Source organism: Streptomyces sp. 184 (genome assembly GCF_045781775.1).
Classification (GTDB): domain Bacteria; phylum Actinomycetota; class Actinomycetes; order Streptomycetales; family Streptomycetaceae; genus Streptomyces.
Genome location: NZ_CP123230.1, coordinates 3,293,888 through 3,309,597 on the forward strand (window position 1 = coordinate 3,293,888; position 15,710 = coordinate 3,309,597).

General features: G+C 75.8%; 9 protein-coding genes and 1 pseudogene. 4 read left to right on the forward strand and 6 right to left on the reverse strand.

Translation table 11 applies throughout. The features are described 5' to 3' along the window. Positions 1–178 precede the first annotated feature (178 nt). Positions 179–898 (forward strand): annotated as a pseudogene (locus tag QBL21_RS13935) (SGNH/GDSL hydrolase family protein); the annotation flags it as partial. 34 nt (positions 899–932) lie between these two features. Here the strand turns inward: QBL21_RS13935 and QBL21_RS13940 are convergent. Continuing rightward, entirely contained in the window at positions 933–1,865 is a 933-nt protein-coding gene (locus QBL21_RS13940; RefSeq protein WP_407562483.1) for a peptidoglycan-binding protein, read from the reverse strand. 569 nt (positions 1,866–2,434) lie between these two features. On the opposite strand from QBL21_RS13940, the gene QBL21_RS13945 reads away from it, so the two are divergent. Next, complete coding sequence (locus QBL21_RS13945) at positions 2,435–3,496, forward strand: glycoside hydrolase family 5 protein (protein WP_407562484.1); 1,062 nt, start codon at positions 2,435–2,437, stop codon at positions 3,494–3,496. Between the two features lie 107 nt (positions 3,497–3,603). On the opposite strand, the gene QBL21_RS13950 is transcribed toward QBL21_RS13945, so the two are convergent. The 4 genes from QBL21_RS13950 to QBL21_RS13965 all read right to left on the reverse strand — a co-directional run bounded on the left by QBL21_RS13950 (position 3,604) and on the right by QBL21_RS13965 (position 10,122). After that, positions 3,604–4,290, reverse strand: a complete 687-nt coding sequence (locus QBL21_RS13950; RefSeq protein ID WP_407562485.1) for a glycoside hydrolase family 11 protein — start codon at positions 4,288–4,290, stop codon at positions 3,604–3,606. Positions 4,291–4,555: 265 nt separating this feature from the next. After that, the gene (locus QBL21_RS13955) at positions 4,556–6,988 is read right to left on the reverse strand and encodes a bifunctional serine/threonine-protein kinase/ABC transporter substrate-binding protein (RefSeq protein ID WP_407562486.1); all 2,433 of its coding nucleotides are present in this window, start codon (positions 6,986–6,988) and stop codon (positions 4,556–4,558) included. A 15-nt stretch (positions 6,989–7,003) separates the two neighbouring features. Further along, positions 7,004–9,229, reverse strand: a complete 2,226-nt coding sequence (locus QBL21_RS13960) for a bifunctional serine/threonine-protein kinase/ABC transporter substrate-binding protein (protein WP_407562487.1) — start codon at positions 9,227–9,229, stop codon at positions 7,004–7,006. After that, positions 9,229–10,122, reverse strand: coding sequence for a hypothetical protein (locus QBL21_RS13965; protein WP_407562488.1), 894 nt, complete (start codon positions 10,120–10,122; stop codon positions 9,229–9,231). Before QBL21_RS13965 ends, QBL21_RS13960 begins: the two co-directional genes overlap by 1 nt. 397 nt (positions 10,123–10,519) lie before the next feature. On the opposite strand from QBL21_RS13965, the gene QBL21_RS13970 reads away from it, so the two are divergent. After that, complete coding sequence (locus tag QBL21_RS13970) at positions 10,520–12,265, forward strand: ABC-F family ATP-binding cassette domain-containing protein (RefSeq protein ID WP_407562489.1); 1,746 nt, start codon at positions 10,520–10,522, stop codon at positions 12,263–12,265. 851 nt (positions 12,266–13,116) lie between these two features. After that, positions 13,117–14,319 (forward strand): PP2C family protein-serine/threonine phosphatase, encoded by a 1,203-nt coding sequence (locus QBL21_RS13975; protein WP_407562490.1) that lies wholly within the window; start codon positions 13,117–13,119, stop codon positions 14,317–14,319. On the opposite strand, the gene QBL21_RS13980 is transcribed toward QBL21_RS13975, so the two are convergent. After that, positions 14,259–15,710, reverse strand: coding sequence for a cation:proton antiporter (locus QBL21_RS13980; RefSeq protein WP_407562491.1), 1,452 nt, complete (start codon positions 15,708–15,710; stop codon positions 14,259–14,261). The two genes, QBL21_RS13975 and QBL21_RS13980, sit on opposite strands and share 61 nt — an antisense overlap.

Consider the following 15,710-nt stretch of genomic DNA (forward strand, 5'->3'; position numbering starts at 1 on the left):
CAATCTAGGGCAGGGCGACTTCGGCGGCAACCCCCGCGACCGGCACCGCCACCGCGCTCCCGGCCGCGGCCCGCTCCGGCCGGCCGACTGTTGACAGTGTGTGACAGGCGTGCGTTGATGGGAAGTTGGGAGCGCTCCCAATCTTCGGGGGCGTACGGACCGACAAGGAGGACCGGCGGTGCCACACCCGACGAGAGCACGGATCCTGCGGCCGCTCGCGGCCGCGCTCGCGCTGGCCGGCGGGCTGCTCCTCGGCGGCCCGCCCGCCGCCGCGGCGGCCGACCCGGTACGCGTCATGCCGCTCGGCGACTCCATCACCGGCTCGCCCGGCTGCTGGCGCTCGGTGCTGTGGAACCGGCTCCAGGACGAGGGCCACTCCGCCGTCGACTTCGTCGGCACGCTCGGCCCGCAGGGCTGCGGACAGGACCACGACGGCGACAACGAGGGCCACGGCGGCTACCTCGTCACCAACGTCGCCGCGCAGAACATGCTCCCCGGCTGGCTCGACGCCACCCACCCCGACGTCGTCCTCATGCACTTCGGCACCAACGACGTGTGGAGCGGCATCCCGCCCCAGCGGATCCTGGACGCGTACACCACGCTCGTCGCGCAGATGCGGGCGGACAACCCGCGGATGACCGTGCTCGTCGCGCAGATCATCCCCATGAACCCGCCCTCGTGCGGCGAGTGCGGCGCGCGGGCGGCGGCGCTGAACGCGCTGATCCCCGGCTGGGCGGCGGACGTCGGCACGGCGGACTCGCCGGTCGTCGCGGTCGACCAGTGGACCGGCTTCGACACGGCCGCCGACACCTACGACGGGGTGCACCCCAACGCGGCCGGCGACCGGAAGATCGCCGACCGCTGGTTCCCCGCGCTCACCCCGTACCTCCCCGCGGGCTGAGCGGGTGCCGGCGAACCGGCGGGGCCGGGGCTCAGGGCTCGTCCGTGCGCGACTCCAACTCGCGCCGGGTCTGCGGGCCGTAGACGCCGCGCTCGTCCTCGTCCAGGCCGTTGACGGACTGGAAGGTGCGCACGCTGGCGCGTACGCCCTCGTCGTACGTGCCGTCCGCGGGCTGGAGCAGACCGAGCCCGACCTGGCGCAGCCGGCGCTGAAGCTCGGTCACCTCGGCGCCGGAGTCGCCGGGGCCGAGCACCGGCGGGCCGCTGGGGGCGGGGGCGTTGTCGGTGGGGGAGGAGGACGGCGGGGAGTCCGGCGTCCCGCCGGCGGGCGGGGCCGTGGGGTCGATCGACCCGATCTGCCCGTTCGCGCGGCCCGGCGCGAGGTCGCCGGCCCGGCCGTCGTCGGCGGCCCGGCGGCCGTCCGGAGGTGCGTAGCCGTCGCCCCCGCGGTCGCGGCCCGCGCGGTCGTCGGGGCCCGTGCCCCCGCCGTCCGCCGGTGCCCCGTCCTCGTCGTCGCCGCCGAGCGGGCCGCCGTCCGCCTCGCCGCCGCCGGACGGGGCCGCGCTGACCCCGGCCGGGCCGCGGCCGGCGTCGTCCGACTCCGAACCGCCGGTCAGCAGCCCCGCGGTGACGATCAGCCCGGCGAGCACCGCCGCCGCACCGCCGCCCGCGAGCAGCAACCCCGTGGGGCGTACCCGCCGCCCGCCACCGGCGGCGGCCCCGGCCAGGGCCGGCACGGGCCTCGTAGCGGCCTCGTCGGCTTCTTGCGCTTCATCGGCTGCTTCGGCTTGGCCGGCTCGGTCGGTTTCCGCGACCGTCTCGACGCGCGCGACCGTGCCGCTCCGCACCACCTGCGGCAGATACGCGGCGCGGGGGACCGGCAACAGCGCCGTCCCGGGCGCCTGTTCGCTCCCGCCCTCGGCGTCCTCCGCGTCCTTCTCGCCGCCGGCTCCGGCCGCCCGCATGACGTACGGTCTGATCAGCCGAGGCTCGCTGCGCTCGCCGGTCGTCGGCGTGTCCGATTCCTGCGCCGCGTCCGCCGCACACGCACAACTCGGCCTGCCGTCCTCCTTGAGCGGTGCGAAGCACCGCGGACATCCGTCGGGTGGCACTGGCGTTCCCCTCCAGTTCGATGCCGACGATTATGCAAGCACGTTGCGGTTCTCGCGGCCATTCGCCCCCGGCCCGTCGCCGGTGTGCTCGGGCAAAACGCCCCACGACCCGCGCAATCCGGCGCATACTGGCGTCGCCCCCCTCTCGGCCGAGCTTTCGGCTGCACCAGGGAGGCCCGCGTGGACAACGACCGCACTTTCGGCGTCACGGCCTGGATCATCGCGCTGACCATCGCGGTCGTCGCGCCGCTGGCGCTCGTCTTCTACCTCGTGCTGTAGATCGGTCGACGACCCGTCTGCGAAGCGTGGTTAGGAAAGTTTCCTTTCAGTCTTGACGGCGTGCGGAAAGGACCTTAGCTTTCCGGCCACGCCCATCTGCGCTCCGGATGGGACGGCAGACCCCCACCAACTGGAGACCCCCCATGCGAAGGACCAAGCCCTTCCTGCTCGGTTCCGCCAGCGTCGCCACCGCCGCGCTGCTGCTCGCCCTCACCCCCCAGCTCAGCGCCGGAGCCGACGAGGGCTCCGGCGCGACCGGGCGCGACGCCCGCGCCGCCGCCCCGGAAGGCTCACCCGTCGCCGAGAACGGCCGGCTGGCGGTCTGCGACACGACGCTCTGCAACCAGCAGGGCCAGGCCGTCCAGTTGAACGGCATGAGCTCGCACGGCACCCAGTGGTACGAGCAGTGCCTCACCGACGGCTCCCTCGACGCGCTGGCGCAGGACTGGGAGGCGGACGTGCTGCGCGTGTCCACGTACGTCCAGGAAGGCGGCTACGAGACCGACCCCGAGGGCTTCACCGCCCTCGCGCAGCGCGTCGTCGACCAGGCGATAGAGCGCGGCATGTATGCCGTCATCGACTGGCACATGCTCAGCCCCGGCGACCCCAACGCCAACACCGGCCTCGCCAAGCGGTTCTTCACCGACATGGCGACCAGGTACGCCGACCAGCCCAACGTCTTCTACGAGATCGCCAACGAGCCCAACGGCGTCGGCTGGGGAGCGGTCAAGTCGTACGCCGAGGAGATCATCCCCGTCATCCGGCAGCACGACCCCGACGGCGTCGTCCTCGTCGGCACCCGCGCCTGGTCGTCCTTCGGCGTCTCGGACGGGTCCGACGAGCGCGAGGTGATCGACAACCCGGTCGACGCCGACAACATCATGTACACCTTCCACTTCTACGCCGCCTCGCACGGGGACGAGTACCTCCAGACGCTCTCCCGCGCCGCCGACGAACTCCCGGTGTTCGTCACCGAGTTCGGCACCCAGAACTACGCGGGCGAGGGCGCGAACGACTTCGCCATGTCGCAGCGGTACCTGGACCTCATGGAGGAGAAGGGCATCTCCTGGACCAACTGGAACTTCTCCGACGACCACCGCTCGGGCGCGGTGTTCAAGGAAGGCACCTGCAACGGGGGAGCGTGGACGGGCACCGGCGTGCTGAAGGAGGCCGGCGTCTGGATCCGCGAGCGCATCAAGGAGTGACGGCGTAGGCGAGACGACCGCGGGACCGGCCCGGTGCGGGCCGGTCCCGCGGCCTTTTCCCCACCTGCGAGGACCCCCCCCGCGACGGGTCGGCCCCTACCGGGCCGTCAGCCGACGTTGATGTTGGAGCTGCCGCTGCTCTGGTAGCCCTCGGTGGCCATGATCATGTAGTAGCGGAAGTCGCCGAGCTGCATCCCGGCCCGGGACCAGGCGTCGAAGTGCGTGCCGGTGTTGATCGTGCCGCCGACCCGCCTGGACCTGTTGACGCTCCAGAACTGCGGGAAGGTGCGGGTGCCTTCGACGGACGGGGCGTTGTAGCGCATCGTGTGGTAGATGTCGTACGTGACGCCGTCGCTGCTCACCGAGCCCCTGTTCTCGCCGGTGGGCCGGTAGTTGCCGTAGCTGTCGACGATGTAGTACTCGACGAGCGGGTTCGAGGTCCAGCCGTAGAGGCAGAGGTAGCCGTTGCCGGACGGACTGAAGCTGCCGGAGTAGCCGACGTTGCGGCGGCTGCCGTTGCTCCAGCCCTTGCCGCAGACGAAGTTGCCGGTGTTGCGCCACGAGGTGCTGTAGTTGCCGCCGCCGCCCAGCGTCATCGAGACCGTGTTCTGCGCGTCGGTCCAGAACGAGTAGTAGTACCCGTTGTGGGTGCCGGTCTGGTTGGTCGTGATGGTCTGCGCGTGTGCGGCTCCGGCGGGCAGGAGCGTCGCCGCGGACGCGCCGAGGGTGACTGCGCCGGCACGGCCGACGAACTGGCGGCGGCTCATGCCGTGGGGGGTGCCGTTCGTGTTCATTCTTCCTCCTCGTGACGGCAGGCGGGTGGGCCTGCCGGCGGGCCAGGGTGGCGCCGAACGGGTTGTGCGCCAGTGTTGAACCGCCGGAGGGGGGTGTCAACAGTTTCGACGGTGATTCCGAAACATTGCTGTGGAGTGACATCCGCTTCGGCAAGTTTCCTTGCAGCTCAAGCCGTTGTGTGGGAGGAAAGTAGAACGCGGGCCTGCTGGTCACACGTTGGGGAGATCCAATGCGTGACTCATCTGATTCGAAAGTTTCGAATGATCACTTGACCTGGTCGTGACGGCCGAGGAAGCGGAACGCACCGTCCCGGGCCTCGTACAGGAACGCCGCCCTGTCCGGCTCCAGCGTGTGCGTCAGATCCCGGGTGAAGCGCAGCGGCTTGGCGACGCCCGCGTGGCTCAGCTCCACCATCCGCTCCGCGACCTGGCCCGGCACGATCTCCGCACCGCCGCCCAGCGCTTCCAGCGCGGCGGCGATCAGGCCCACCGCGTCGTACGCCTCCGCGGACCAGCGGGGCGGCGGCTCGTCGTACCGCTCGCGGTACGCGGCCGTGAAGGCGCGGGCCGCCTTCGACTTCGCCTGCTCCGCCGCCGTGTACTGCGCGCCGAACACCCACCCCTCGCCCGCCGCCCCCGCCTCGCGCAGGAACGCCGACCGCATCATCGGCTCGAACGACGTCCGCGGCCCGTTGAAGCCCGCCGCGGCGAGGGCGCGTGCACACGCCGCCGCGCGCGCCGGGGAGTCGCCCGCGAAGACCAGGGCCTGCGGCCGCTCCGCCAGCGCCTCGGCGACCGCGGAGTCGAACCCGGCCTCGGCCGCCACCTGGTGGAACGTCACCTCGCCCTCCCCGGGCGGCGCCTCGCGCAGGCTCGTCACGACGCCCCGGGCCCCGTCGCCCGCGGCCCGGTCGTCCACGACGGCGGTACGCACCACGCCGTGCACCCGGGTCAGGTAGTCGAGGATCGGATGCGCCTGGTACGCGCCCGTCAGCCGGGTGCCGACGAGCGACGGGGCGGAGAGCCTGTTCACGTCGGCCTCGTCCGTGTCGACCGACACGTTCACGGCGGCCATCGACTCCTCCCCGTACCGCGCGACCGCCTCGCGCAGGGTGGCGACCGTGGTCGGGCCGATCACCGCGCGTACGCCGCGCTCGCCGAGCACCCGGCGCGCCACGTCCCGCGCCCGGCCGGCCTCGCCGCCGTCGTCGTACGGGACCAGGGAGAGCCGGAAGCGGGCGTCGTCGCGGGAGTTGTGCCGGGCCACGGCGATCCGGGCGCCGCGCTCCTGGGCGATGCCGGCCGCCTTCCGGTCGCCCGTCAGGGTCGCGTGCAGCGCGATGACGTGGGTGGGCAGGTTCCGCGAAGCGCCGCCGCCGCTGCCGCCGGAGCCCCCGCGCGTGGCGAAGAGCGCGGCGGCCCCGGCGCCCGAGGCGGCCAGCGCGGCGGCTGCGGAACCGCCGACGACGAGGAAACGGCGGCGGGTGGGCGCGCCCCCGCCGTTCGCGGGCGCCGCGGTCGTCTCCACCGCTTCGGGCGGCCGGGCGTCGGCGAGTACGGTCTGCCGCGGCGGCGGGTCGAGCGCGCGCGCGGACCGCTCGGCGACGAGCCGCAGCACGGGGGAGGGCAGCCAGTCGCGCGGATCCCTGGGCGGCTCCCCGGCGGCGTGTGCGGCGGCCTCGGCCGCCAGATAGGGCAGCGTCTCCTCGGCCTCCTCGGTCTCCTCGGCCTCCTCGGCCTCCTCGGCCGGGTCGTCCCGCAGCATGCGGGTGGCCTCGTCCGGCGGCGGGGGCGCCGGGACCCGCGGGTCCACGGGGCCCGCCGCCGGCGCGGCGGCCGTCTCCCCGGCTGCCTCCCGAGCCGTCTCCCCGGTCGCGGCGGCGGGCGGCTCCAGAGCCAGGGCGGTCGCCAGCTCCGCCGCCGTGGGCCGGTCGTCCGGGTCCTTCGCCAGGCAGTCCGTCACGGCCGCCCGCAGCTCCCGCGGCAGCCGCTCCAGCCCCGCCAGGTCCGGGGCCTCGTGGACGGTGCGGTACAGCACCGCGGCCGGGTTGCCGGTGCCGTACGGGCGGCGCCCCGTGGCCGCGTACGCCAGCACGCAGCCCAGCGCGAACACGTCGCTCGCCGGCCCCGCCCGGCCGCCCGCCCTGACCTGCTCCGGCGCCAGGTAGCCGGGCGTCCCGATCACCGCGTCCGGCGCCGTCAGCGCCGTCGCGCCGGAGTCGTGCGCGATGCCGAAGTCGATCAGGCGCGGGCCGTCGAGGGCCAGCAGCACGTTGCCCGGCTTGACGTCCCGGTGCACCAGCCCCGTCGCGTGCACCTCCGCGAGCGCCTCGGCCAGCCGCACGCCGAGCGCGGCGACGGCGTACGCGGGCAGCGGCCCGTACCCGTCCACCGCCTCCGCCAGCGCGGGGCCCGGCACGAACACCGTGGCCAGCCACGGCGCCCGGGCCTCGGTGTCGGCCGCGGTCACCGGCACCACCCAGCGGCCCGTCAGCCCCGTCGCCAGCCGCACCTCGCGCCGGAACCGGGCGCGAAAGGCCGGGTCCGCCGCATGTTCCGGCCGGATGACCTTCAGCGCCACCAGCGTGCCGTCGCCGGTACGCGCCAGGTAGACCACGCCCATGCCGCCCGCGCCGAGCCGGGCGAGCAGCCTGTGCCCGCCCAGCTCGTCCGGGTCGTCCGTGCGCAGCGCACGCATCGTCCGCCCCTCCCGTCAGGAGCCGGGGAGCCCCACCGTGCCGACGTAGCCGAACCGGCCGCCCTCGACGCGGTAGTGGTGGATCTTCCCCTGCTCGACCTCGCGGTTCTCGTCGTCGAAGCTGTACGTGGTCGTCAGCCCCTTGTAGCTGGCCGCGGTGAGCGACGCGGCCAGCGCCTTGCGCGTGGGCCGGCGCCCGCCCTTGCCCCCGAGGGCGGTCAGCCGGTCGGCGATCAGCCGCGTGACGTCGTACGCCTCCGCCGCCCACGGCCCCGGCGCCTCGCCGAACCGCTTGCGGTACGCGGCGGTGAAGTCCCGTACGGCGTCGGCGTCCGCGCCGACGTACGGGGTCAGCGTCTGCCAGCCCTCGGCCGCGTCGGCCGCCGCGGCCGTGAACGCGCCGTCGGCCGCGGGCTCGTCGAGGAACCGCGGCCCGTCGAAGTCCCGCTTCGCCAGCTCGCGCGCGACGGCCGCGGCGCGCTCGGGCGTGCCGGTGTAGTAGAAGCCGTCGATGCCGTGGTCGAGCATGTCCGCCACCACCGGCGCGAGGGCATCGGCCCCGGCGGCGGCGGGCACGACGCGCAGGTACAGCTCCAGCTCCGCTCCGGCGGCGCCGTTGTGCGCGATGCTGCTGTGCTCGAAGCCGCGGATCGCACCCGCCCGGTCGGCCAGCAGGCCGACGTTCCCCGAGCCCTGCCCCAGCATCGTGAACACGGTGGTGAAAGCGGCCCGGACACTGAGGACGGTGGTGTGGAAGTACGTCTTCGGCGTCCCGGCCAGCGCCGTCTGCGCGGCGCTGAACGACCCCTCCGAGACCGTCAGCAGCGGCATCCCCGCGCCGTCGTAGGCGTCGAGCGTGGCCTGGGCGGAGGTGTAGCCGGTGGGGCCGATGACGGCGAGCACGTCGCCGTCGCCGATCAGCCGCCGGGCGGCGGTCAGCGCCCGCGCGGGGTCGCCGCGGTCGTCGGCGACGGCCAGCTCCAGCGTGAACGGCTTGTTCTTGCGGGCGTTGAACTGCGCCACCGCCAGCCGGGCGGCCCGCTCCTGGGCCACGCCGGCCGCTTTCTGAGGCCCCGTCAGGTCCGCGTGCAGCCCGATGGTACGGCGCGGGCCGCTCGCCTTCGCCGCCGGATCGTCGTCGTCGCGCAGCGCCGCCCACAGCGCGGCTCCGCCGCCCGCGGCGAGGAGCACGGCGCCGCCGGTCAGCGCGAGCACCCGGCGGCGGCCGGGACCGCCCGGCCCGCCGGCGCCCGCGGCCACGGTGGTGTCCGCGCCGCCGGCCGACCCGGCGGTGTCCGCGTCCCCGTCGTCCCCGGCGGGCGGACCGGAGACCACGGTGGGCTCGACGCCGGGCAGTTGCAGCATCTCCGCGGACCGCTCGGCGACCATCCGTACCACCGCGTCCGGCAGCCAGTCGATGTCGCCTTCCGGCGCGTCCGCCACCAGACCGGTGTCCAGCCCGGCCGCGGAGGGCCGCGCTTCGGGCTCCTTGGCCAGGCACCGGACGAGCAGCGCGCGCAGCCCCTCGTCCGCGATGCCGTCGAGATCCGGCTCGTCGTGCACCGTGCGGTACAGCAGCGCGTCCGCGGCGCCGGTGCCGAACGGCGGCCGGCCGGTGGCCGCGTACGCCAGCACGCACCCCAGCGAGAACACGTCGCTCGCCTGCCCGACCTGCTCGGCCCGCGCCTGCTCGGGGGAGAGGAAGCCGGGGGTGCCGACGACCATGCTGTCCGCCGTCAGCTCCGTCTCCCCGCCCGCGGTGGGCCGGGCGATGCCGAAGTCGATGAGGCGCGGGCCGTCGAGCGCGAGCAGCACGTTGCCGGGCTTGAGGTCGCGGTGGACCAGGCCGGCGTCGTGCACGGCGGCAACGGCGCGTGCGAGCACCTTGCCCAGGACCCGTACGCCGTGGTCCGGCAGCGGGCCGCACTCGGTGACCGCCTCGGCCAGCGACGGGCCCGGCACGAACGCCGTCGCCAGCCACGGCGCCGCGGCCTCGGTGTCGGCGTCGAGCACGGGCACCACCCACGGGCTGTCGACCCGGCGGGCGGACGCCGCCTCGCGGCGGAAGCGGGCCCGGAACTCGGGCTGTTCCGCGTACTCGGGCTGGATGACCTTCACCGCGGCCGGGGCACCGGCCCTGGTGCGGGCGAGGTAGACCACGCCCATGCCGCCGGCGCCCAGCCGGCCCAGCAGCCGGTTCCCGCCCAGGTGCGCGGGGTCGGAGGGCAGCAACCGCTCCATCACTCGCCCTCCTTCACGCCCGCGGAGCCGCCGGCATCCGCGGAGCCGCCCGCGTCCTCGCCGCCTGCGCCGCCCTCGTCCCCGTCCTCGCTGCCGACCGCGCCCTGGGCCCGCTGCATCATCGTCACCAGCGGCTCGACGCTGATGCCGGTGACGTCCCCTTCGGGGGCCTTCGCCCCGGCGCAGACGGACACGCCGACGACCACAGGGCCGAACGTCGACTGGTCCCACGAGTACGGGTACGGCCCGCCCTTGCCGTCGCTGACGCACTCGCCGCGCTCCGACAGCGAGTCGTCGCTCGTCTCGTTGGCGCCCTCGCCGCGCGCAAGCGCCATCGACGTCAGTCCGGTCAGCCGCTCACCCGCCCGCAGCGTCTGCTCCGGGCAGCCGACGGCCTCCTCCAGCATCCGCGCCTGCTCCCACGCCGCGTCCAGCGTCGTCCGGTGCACGGTGACGGTGGCGGACAGCTCGACCGGCTCCGCGCCGTCCTTCGCGGGTATCTCGAAGTAGCGGGTGAGCGTGGCCAGCACGTCGTCCGGCAGCTCCTCCGTGCGCCACGCGCAGTCCTCGGCCAGCACCGTCCAGCGCGCCGGATCGCTCTCGTACGGCGTCGCCCGTACCGTGTCGGCGCCGAACTGCTCCGGCTCGATGATGACGTCCTCGATCAGCCGCCGCGCCTGCGCCGCGGTGCGCGGGACCTTGTCGGGGTCCGCCTCGGGCGTCGGTGCCGGCGTCGGCGCCGCGTCGCCCTTCGTGCCCGCGCTCCTGCTCGCGTCCGGGCTCGCCTTCCCCTCCGGCTCCCCGCCGCTGTCGCACGCCGTACCGCCCGCGAGCAGCACCGCGAATAACGCCGCGGGAACACCCCGGCGGCGCATACGTCTTCCGTACGCCATGTCTCCCCACCCCTGCCTCCGCCGCCGCCCGGCCCCACGGCCGGACGCCACGAGGCGGCCACCCATACGGATGCCGCTCCGGCCCCCGGCGGTTCCGCCGGACACCGGAGCGGCATCGCATCCTGGCCGTGAACTTTACTAGGGCACGGGGCTCCTGGCGCCGCCGAGAACGACGTTGCCACGGCGGGGCGGGATCGCGTACGTTGACGGCATGGGAACGCTGTGATCACCGCCGGGCGCACGACCGCGTAGAGCCACGCTCCGCCGCCGTCGCGCCCGTCCGTGCGCGAGTCCCGTCCCGCCCGCCCTGCCTCGCGGCACCGGCGGCACGTCCCCGCGTACGGACCCGACCTCGATCCGTCGCCAGCGGCCTCGGCCGGGAACAGGGGCACCCACCTTGACCACCGCACAACTCTCCCTCCACACCGTCACCAAGCGCTACGGCGAGCGCACCGTCCTCGCCGACGTGACGCTCACCGTCCGGCCCGGCGAGAAGGCCGGCGTCATCGGGGACAACGGCTCCGGCAAGTCCACGCTGCTGGGGCTGCTCGCCGGCCGGGTCCGCCCGGACGCGGGCGGGGCGACCCTCGCCACCCCCGGCGGCCTCGGCTACCTGCCGCAGAGCCTCGACCTGCCGCCGCGGGCCACCGTCCAGGACGCCGTCGACACGGCGCTCGCCGAACTCCGCGCGCTCGAAGCGGCGCTGCGGCGGGCCGAGTCGGGTCTCGCCGCGGCGGCGCCGGGCGCGCCGCTCGACGCCGCGCTGGCCGCGTACGGCAGGCTCGTCGAGGAGTACGAGACCCGCGACGGCTACCGCGCGGACACCCGCGTCGATGCCGCCCTCGCCGGCCTCGGGCTGCCCGGCCTGGCCCGCGACCGCCGCCTGGGCACGCTCTCGGGCGGCGAACGCTCCCGCCTCGCCCTGGCGGCGACGCTGGCGGCCCGGCCGGAGGTGCTGCTGCTCGACGAGCCGACCAACGACCTGGACGACCGGGCGGTCGGCTGGCTGGAGGACCACCTGCGGGCACACCGCGGCACGGTCGTCGCCGTCACCCACGACCGGCTGTTCCTGGAGCGGCTGACGACGACGGTCCTGGAGGTCGACGCCGGCCGGGTCACCCGCCACGGCGACGGCTACGAGGGCTACCTCGCCGCCAAGGCGGCGGAGCGCGCCCGGCACCTGCGCGCGTACGAGGAGTGGCGCGCGGAACTGACCCGCAGCCGACGCCTCGCGGAGGCCGGCGCGACGCGCCTGGCGGCGATCCCGCGGTCGCAGCCGCTGGCGGTCTTCGGCCACGGCGCGTTCCGTACCCGCAGCCGCGGCCACGGGGCGATGAGCCGCATCCGCAACGCGAAGGAGCGCGTGACCCGCCTGACGGCGAACCCGGTCCCGCCACCGCCGCAGCCGCTGGTGTTCCGCGCCCGCCTGGAGGCGGGGCCGGTGGCCGGTGCGGGCGGCGCGGCCGGGGGAGAGCCGGGTGGCCCCCCGCCGGGCAGTGCGGCGGCTGCCGGCCGGCGGGACGACGCGGCGACGGGGGTGCCGTCGGATGGAACCGGCCCGCCCGCCGCCGCGGAGCTGGCGGACGTCGTCGTCGGGGACCGGCTCCGGGTGCCGTCGCTGCGGCTCGGGGGCGCCGAGCGGCTGCTCGTCACCGGGCCCAACGGCGCGGGGAAGACGACCCTCGTGCGGGTTCTCGCCGGCGAGCTGCGGCCCGACTCCGGGGCGGTGCGGGTGCCGGGCAGGGTGGGGCACCTGCGGCAGGAGGAGACCGCGTGGCCGCCGGGCGTCACCGTGCTGCGCGCGTTCGCCGCCGGCCGCCCCGGCACGCCGGACGAGCACGCCGCACAACTGCTGTCGTACGGCCTGTTCCGCCCGGCGGACCTGGGGCTGCGCGCGGGTGAGCTGTCGTACGGGCAGCGCCGCCGCATCGACCTCGCCCGGCTGATCGCCGAGCCGGTCGACCTGCTGCTGCTCGACGAGCCGACGAACCACCTGTCGCCCGCGCTCGTCGAGGACCTGGAGCAGGCGCTCGCCGACTACGCGGGCGCGCTGGTCGTGGTCACCCACGACCGCCGCATGCGCGCCCGCTTCACCGGCACGCGCCTGCACCTGGTCGCCGGCACCCCGCACCCGTCCGCCTGACACCGGCCCAGGCACCCCGCCGCCCGGCACGGCCGCCAACGCCCGGGCGGCGGGGCCCCGCCGCGGACCCGGCGCCGGCCCCGCGGCACCCGGTGCGTACGCGGCCGGCCGCCCGGCCGGCCCTCGCACGCCGCCACCTGCCCACCGCCCCACCGTCGAAGGAGGGCCGCCGCCGCGCCGGAACCGGGCCCGCCTCGGCAAGACGGCTGCCTCCGACCACCGCAGCCCGAAGCCCCCCGCCCCGCGTTCGCCACCCGCCCGCCCGGCGGCCGGAGGCCCGCCGAGGGCCCGAGAACCACGCCGCCCCACCGGCGGGGGGAGGGCGCCGGGGGCGCCGGTGACTCGGCCCGCCCCGGAGAGGCGGCCGTCCTTCGGCCCTCGCGCCCCGACGCAACCCGCCCCGCGCCGCCTGTCCCGTGGTCTCACACCGCCCGACCGGCTGTCGAAGGCCCGCCGGGCGCCCGAGAACCCCGCCGCCCCACCCGACGGTGGGAGGGCGCCGGGGGGCACGGCCCGCCTCGAAACGGAGGCTGGCCTGCCTTCGGCCGCCGCGGCCGGACGTCATCTGTCCCGCGTCACCTGTCCCTGGGCACCACGCCGCGCGACCCGTGGGTGGGAGGTCCGCGGGGGCCTGAGGACCCCCGCCGCGCCGGGGGCGCGGCCCGTCCCGGAACCGCGGCCGGCGGGCCTCCGGTCCCCGCGGCTCGACGCCCCGCCCCGCGGTCGCCGCACCGTCCGGCCCGCGGTCGGTCCGCCCGCCGGGGGCCCGGGGCCCCGCCGCGCCCCCCGCAGGGGGTACCGCGTCGGCGGGCCGCCTCGGTGCCGGGGCCCGCGCCGCGCATGCTGGTGGGATGCACGTCGCCGCGTTCGTCTCGTCCCGGTGGTTTGTGGCGACGCTCTTCGTCGTCATCACGCTCGCGGACCTGGTGACCACCGACGGGCAGTCGCTCGGGGCGCTTTTCTCCGTCATCCCCGTGCTCGTCGCGGTGAACGGCAGGCGGGCCGCCGTCGTCGCCGCCGGGGCCCTCGGGCTGGTGCTGGCCGGCCTGCTGAGCTGGTACAACAACGACATCTACACCGCCCAGTTCTTCGCCCGGTACATCGCCGTCATCGGCGCCACCGCGCTCGGGCTCGTCGTCCAGACCGTGCGCGTCGACCGCGAGACGCGGCTCGCCCGGGCGCAGCGGATCGCGGACGTGGTGCAGCGGGCGCTGCTGCCGGTGCCGCCCGGCCGCGTCGGGCCCTTCGACGTCGCCGCCAGCTACGCGTCCGCCTCGCGCGACGCGCAGGTCGGCGGCGACCTGTACGACGTCGTGGACGCCGGCTCCGGTCTGCGGGCGGTGATCGGCGACGTACGCGGCAAGGGGCTGCCCGCCGTACGCATCAGCGGCGGGGCGCTCGGCGTCTTCCGGGCCGTCGCGCACGACGAGCGGGATCTGCCGCTGATCGCCCGCCGGATGGAGCACAGCGTGCTGCGCGAGGCGGGGCCCGAGGACTTCGTCACCGTGCTGCTGGTGGAGGTCACCACCGGGGGCCGCTGCACCCTCCTGTCGTACGGGCATCCCCCGCCGCTGGTGCGCAACGTCGCCGGCGAGGTGCGCGAGGCCCCCGTCGCCGCCCACCCGCCGCTGGGCCTCGGCCTGCTGCGGGCCACCGCACCGGAGGACGGCCCGGAGCCGCGCGCCGGCCACGACTCCGGTGTCGTCCCCGCCACCGACCCCGCGATCGACCCCCTCGCCGCCCCGGCCCCCGGCGCCCCGGCGCGGACCACCGAACTGGTCCTCGCCCCCGGCGACGAACTGCTCCTGGTCACCGACGGCGCACTGGAGGCCCGCGACGCCGCCGGCCGGTTCTACCCGCTGGTCCCGCGCTACGCCGCCTGCCCCGGCCCCGCCGGTGACCCGCCCGCGGCCGTGCTCGCCGCGCTCAACACCGACATGCGCGCCTGGAGCGGCGGGGAACTCGACGACGACTCCGCGCTCGTCCTGCTGCGCTACATGCCGCCGCTGCCGGGCGAACGCTCGTCCTCCGCCGGTGCCGTCCCGCCCCGCTGAGCCGGCAGCCGCGGCACCTCCGCCGCCTCCGCCTCCGCGCACGTGTCCGTACCGTCCGTACCGGCGTCCGCCTCCGCGTCCGCCTCCGGGCCCGCTCCCGCCCCGGTGCCGGTCCCGGCGGCCTTCTCCGCGCCCGTGTCACCGGGCCCGTTCCCGGCACCGTCCCCGGCCGGCCCCGCGGCGCCCCCGCCGTCCGGCGGCGGCGGTGCCTGCCGCTCGGCCTGCCGTGCCGCCCGCCACTCCGTCACCCGCAGCGCGATCGGCTCGGTGTACCGCGCCGCCAGCGGTCCGACGATCACCAGCACCAGCACGTACGCCGTCGCCAGCGGCCCCAGGTCCGGCTCCACGCCCGCGGTGACCGCGATCCCCGCGATGACGATGGAGAACTCGCCGCGCGCGACCAGCGTGCCGCCCGCCCGCCAGCGGCCCTTCACCGAGATCTCGGCGCGTTTCGCCGCCCAGTAGCCCGTCGCGATCTTCGTCAGCGCCGTGACGACCGCCAGCGCCAGCGCCGGCAGGATCACCGGCGGGATCGACTCGGGGTCGGTGTGCAGCCCGAAGAAGACGAAGAACACCGCGGCGAAGAGGTCCCGCAGCGGACTGAGCAGGTTGTGCGCGCCCTCGGCGACCTCGCCCGACAGGGCGATGCCCACCAGGAACGCGCCCACCGCCGCCGACACCTGGAGCTGCTGCGCCAGACCGGCGACCAGCAGCGTCAGGCCGAGGACGACCAGCAGCAGCTTCTCGGGGTCGTCGCTGGAGACGAAGCGGGAGATCAGCCGCCCGTAGCGGACGGCGATGAACAGCACCGCACCGGCCACGCCCAGCGCGATGGCCAGGGTGAGGCTGCCCTGCGCGATGCCGACGCCGGCGACCAGCGCGGTGACGATCGGCAGGTACACCGCCATCGCCAGGTCCTCCAGGACCAGCACGCTGAGGATCACCGGCGTCTCGCGGTTGCCGAGCCGGCCGAGGTCGCCGAGGACCTTGGCGATGACGCCGGAGGAGGAGATCCAGGTGACGCCGGCCAGCACCACGGCGGCGACGCCGCCCCAGCCGAGCAGCAGCGCCATGACGGCGCCCGGCAGCGCGTTGAACGTGAAGTCGACGAGCCCGGCCGGGTACTGGGTCTTGAGGTTCGAGACCAGGTCGCTGGCCGTGTACTCCAGGCCGAGCATGAGCAGCAGCAGGATGACGCCGATCTCGGCGCCGATCGCCACGAAGTCCTCGCTGGCGCCCAGCGGCAGCAGCCCGCCCTCGCCGAAGGCGAGCCCGGCCAGCAGGTACAGGGGGATGGGGGAGAACTGGAAGCGGCCCGCGAACCGGCCGAGCAGACCGAGTCCGAGGATGATGGCGCCGAACTCGATGAGGAAAACCGCGTAGGAGTGCAA

Bases quoted from the DNA above. Each gene is read 5' to 3' on its own strand.
- QBL21_RS13940 (WP_407562483.1), bottom strand. From the start codon at position 1,865: ATGCGGGCGGCCGGAGCCGGCGGCGAGAAGGACGCGGAGGACGCCGAG.
- QBL21_RS13945 (WP_407562484.1), top strand. From the start codon at position 2,435: ATGCGAAGGACCAAGCCCTTCCTGCTCGGTTCCGCCAGCGTCGCCACC.
- QBL21_RS13950 (WP_407562485.1), bottom strand. From the start codon at position 4,290: ATGAACACGAACGGCACCCCCCACGGCATGAGCCGCCGCCAGTTCGTC.
- QBL21_RS13955 (WP_407562486.1), bottom strand. From the start codon at position 6,988: ATGCGTGCGCTGCGCACGGACGACCCGGACGAGCTGGGCGGGCACAGG.
- QBL21_RS13960 (WP_407562487.1), bottom strand. From the start codon at position 9,229: ATGGAGCGGTTGCTGCCCTCCGACCCCGCGCACCTGGGCGGGAACCGG.
- QBL21_RS13965 (WP_407562488.1), bottom strand. From the start codon at position 10,122: ATGGCGTACGGAAGACGTATGCGCCGCCGGGGTGTTCCCGCGGCGTTA.
- QBL21_RS13975 (WP_407562490.1), top strand. From the start codon at position 13,117: ATGCACGTCGCCGCGTTCGTCTCGTCCCGGTGGTTTGTGGCGACGCTC.